A 3,870-nucleotide genomic window follows, 5' to 3' on the forward strand; every position below is an offset into this window, starting at 1 on the left:
GGATTTCCGGCAATTCTGATCCTCTCGGCGGCTCTGCCCTCATTCCGCTCGTCATTCGCGACAACCCGGCGACTGCGGTCGTCGATACCAATTTCCTCCACTACACCGGCGAGGATCACGTGGTTCTCGGCGGCACCGAGGGCGATGACATTATCATTTCGGGCATTGGCGATGACACGCTCCTGGGCGACGGTGGTAATGACCGGATCGAGGGTGGCGACGGCGTCGACAATATCGAAGGCGGCGCCGGCGACGACATCATTACCGACCTGGGCGGCGATGACGTCCTCAAGGGCAATGACGGCGATGACGTCATTCACGGCGGCAATGGCTTCAATCTGATCCTCGGCGGGGGTGGCAGCGACTTCATCATCACCGGTGAGGACGTTTCCGAGACCTTCGGCGGCACCGGCAACGACTTCATCCTGGGCGCCCAGATGAACCTGCCGACATTCGGCAATGAGGGCGATGACTGGATCGAGATCGGCACATCCGATGGCGCGGGCGGCGACAATTTCGACCCGCAGGAGGCGGGCACCGTCATCGGCCACGATGTTTTCATCACCGGCGGCGGCTTCGACGAAGTCGACGGCGAAGGCGGCGACGACATCATGGTCATGTCCGACGGCGAAGACCATTTTGGCGGCGGCGGCGGCTTCGACTGGGCCAGCTACAAGAACGATGCGTTCGGCGTAACCGTCGACCTCAATGTCAACGACTTCATTGAGCCGCCGGTAACGCCCTCCAACCAGGGCATTCTTGACCGGTTCGCCCAGGTGGAGGGCCTGACTGGATCGGCCTTTGGCGACATCCTGCGCGGCGACGATGCCGACGCGGCCGAGATCAACGTTGCCGGGCCACAGAACAGTGCGCTCACCAATATCAGCCTGATCGACGATCTGCAGGCGTTTCTCGACCAGATTCTGTCGACGACGGGCGTCACTTCGTTCAGCGCCGGCAATATCATCCTCGGCGGCAGCGGCAGCGACATTATCGAAGGCCGCGGCGGTGACGACCTCATCGACGGCGACCGCTGGTTGAACGTGCGGATTTCGGTGACCGGCCACACGCCGCAGCCGGGCCAGCCCGTCATCACCAGTGTGGACAGCCTGACAGAGCTTGTGCCCTATGTGCTTTCGGGTGAAATCAAGCCAGGCCAGCTCAGTATCGTTCGCGAGATCAACACCGGCGACGCCGACTTCGATACGGCCGTATTCTCCGACAATCGAGCCAACTACACTGTCGTGACCAGCCTGGACGGTGTTACGACTGTCACGCACAATCTGCTTGATGGAAATGGAGTAGTCATCGGTGTCGACGCTGACGGCGCCGACCGCCTCCTGAACGTCGAGCGGCTGCAATTTGCGGACCAGTCCGTGACACTCGTGGCCGGTCTCAACAATGATCCGGTTGGCCTGTTGGTGCTTGACGACCTCACGCCGGCCGTCAATCAGGTATTGACGGCTTCGACGGCGGGCGTCACCGACGCCGACAATCCGGGCACGGGAGAAATTACCGGTCCGATCAGCATTATCTGGCAATCGGAAGCCATCGCCGGCTCGGGCATCTTCCAGGATATCGTCGACTTTGGCGGCGGCAACCCCGGCACGGCGCTTGGCAGTACGTTCCGCATCACGCCCGATCTTGATGGGCTGAGACTGCGCGCCAAGGCGGTCTATCAGGACGCCAATGGCGTGCTGGAGACGGTGTTCTCCGCGCCGACCGTGGCCGTCGCTGCCGGTGCACCGGCGGCGGCGCCTGCGCCGATTCCGGCCGAAACACCGGTCACCAGCGCCGGCATCCATCTGATCCGCAGCGATCTGCAGTTCATGCTTGAACAGATTCTGATCGCTGAAGCGCATTCGGGGGCTTATGGAACCCCGGCACAGGACCTGCGCTCGCTGCTGCCGAACACCAGGCTGCCTTTTGGCCTGCGCACGGTGGACGGTTCGTTCAACAACCTGGTTCAGGGCCAGACCGACTTCGGCGCTGCCGACCAAAATTTCCCGTCCCTGCTGGATCAGCAGTTCCGCAATGACCAGGACGGCGACACGTTCGGCCCGATTACCAATACCAACTACGCCTCCACAACCAACGTCGTCGACGCCGATCCGCGCATCATCTCCAATCTGATCGTCGACCAGACGATCACCAACCCGGTGGCCGTTGAGGCCTTCGTCGCGGCGGGCCTCGGAACGCTCGACGTCAATGGCGTCCTGCTCGATTTGAATGGTGTCGCCATTCCCGCCGGCCAACCGCTATTTGTCCCCAACACGGCACCTGACGCGGGCCTGTCGGCGGGGTTCAATGGCTGGTTCACCTTCTTTGGCCAGTTCTTCGACCATGGCCTCGACCTCGTCAACAAGGGCGGAAACGGCACGATATTTGTCCCGTTGCAGCCTGACGATCCCCTTTATGTGGAGGGTAGCCCGACCAATTTCATGGTGCTGAGCCGGGCCACCAATACGCTCGTCCAGGCAGGCGCCGACGGCGTCCTCGGGACGGCCGACGACATCCACAGGCATAACAACCAGACCACGCCCTTCGTCGATCAGAACCAGACCTATACTTCACATCCCTCGCATCAGGTGTTCCTGCGCGAGTACGCGCTCGATGCGAACAGTCACCCGCTCGCGACGGGGCAGTTGCTCGACGGCGCTGACGGCGGCCTGCCGACCTGGGCCAACGTCAAAGCGCAAGCGTTGATGCTTGGCATCACCCTCACGGACGCGGACGTTACCAACCTGCCGATGGTTGCCACTGATCCCTACGGCAAGTTCATTCCGGGCGCGAACGGCTTGGCGCAATTTGTAACCGCAGGCGGACTTGTCGAAGGGGTCGCCGGTGGCCTCGCTGTCCCCGTCGATGTCGTCCGGACCAACCATGCCTTCCTCGACGACATCGCCCACAGCGCCAATCCACGCAATTCGGCCGGCGCGCTCCTGACGGCCGACGCCGACACCGGCATTGGCGATGACAACAATCCGGGCACCTACGACAACGAGTTGCTCGATCGCCACTTCATCACTGGCGATGGTCGCGGCAACGAGAACATCGGCCTGACCACCGTGCACCACATCTTCCATTCGGAACACAACCGGATGGTTCAGCACACCAAGGATGTCGTTCTCGCCTCTAACGATCCCGCCTTCATCGCCCAGTGGCAGTTGCCCGATGGCTCGTGGAACGGCGAGCGCCTGTTCCAGGCGGCGCGCTTTGCCACCGAGATGCAGTACCAGCACCTGGTGTTCGAGGAATTCGCGCGCAAGGTCCAGCCGCAGGTCGACGTGTTCCTCGCCGAAGGCCAGGGCTACGACGCCACGATCAATCCCGCGATCGTTGCCGAGTTCGCCCATGTGGTCTATCGCTTCGGCCACTCGATGCTGACGGAAACCGTGAACCGCCTCGACCCCAACTTCCAGTCGAGTGAGATCGGCCTGATCGAGGCCTTCCTCAACCCGGTCGCGTTCAACAATGACGGTGCCTTGACGGCCGAACAGGCGGCCGGCGCCATCGTGCGCGGCATGACCCGCCAAACCGGCAACGAGATCGACGAGTTCGTCACGGAAGCGCTGCGCAACAACCTTCTTGGCCTGCCGCTTGATCTACCGAGCATCAACCTGATGCGCGGGCGCGATACGGGCGTGCCGTCGCTCAATGCGGCGCGCCGTGAATTCTACAACGCCACCGGCGACGGCCAGCTCAAGCCATATGCGAGTTGGGTCGAGCTTGCGGCCAACCTGAAGCACCAATCCTCGGTGGTCAATTTCATCGCGGCGTATGGCACGCATGCCGCCCTGACGGAGGCCGACGTCGACACGCTTGCGGAAAAACGCGCCGTTGCCGCCGCTCTGGTTCTGGGCGGAAGCG

Annotated in this window: 1 protein-coding gene; it reads left to right on the top strand. The window is 62.5% G+C overall.

The genetic code is table 11. The features are described 5' to 3' along the window. A partial coding sequence (locus tag PMI09_RS25685; RefSeq protein ID WP_037084110.1) for a peroxidase family protein occupies positions 1 to 3,870 on the top strand: 3,870 nt, incomplete at both ends.

This window comes from Rhizobium sp. CF122 (assembly GCF_000282035.1).
Lineage (GTDB): Bacteria > Pseudomonadota > Alphaproteobacteria > Rhizobiales > Rhizobiaceae > Rhizobium.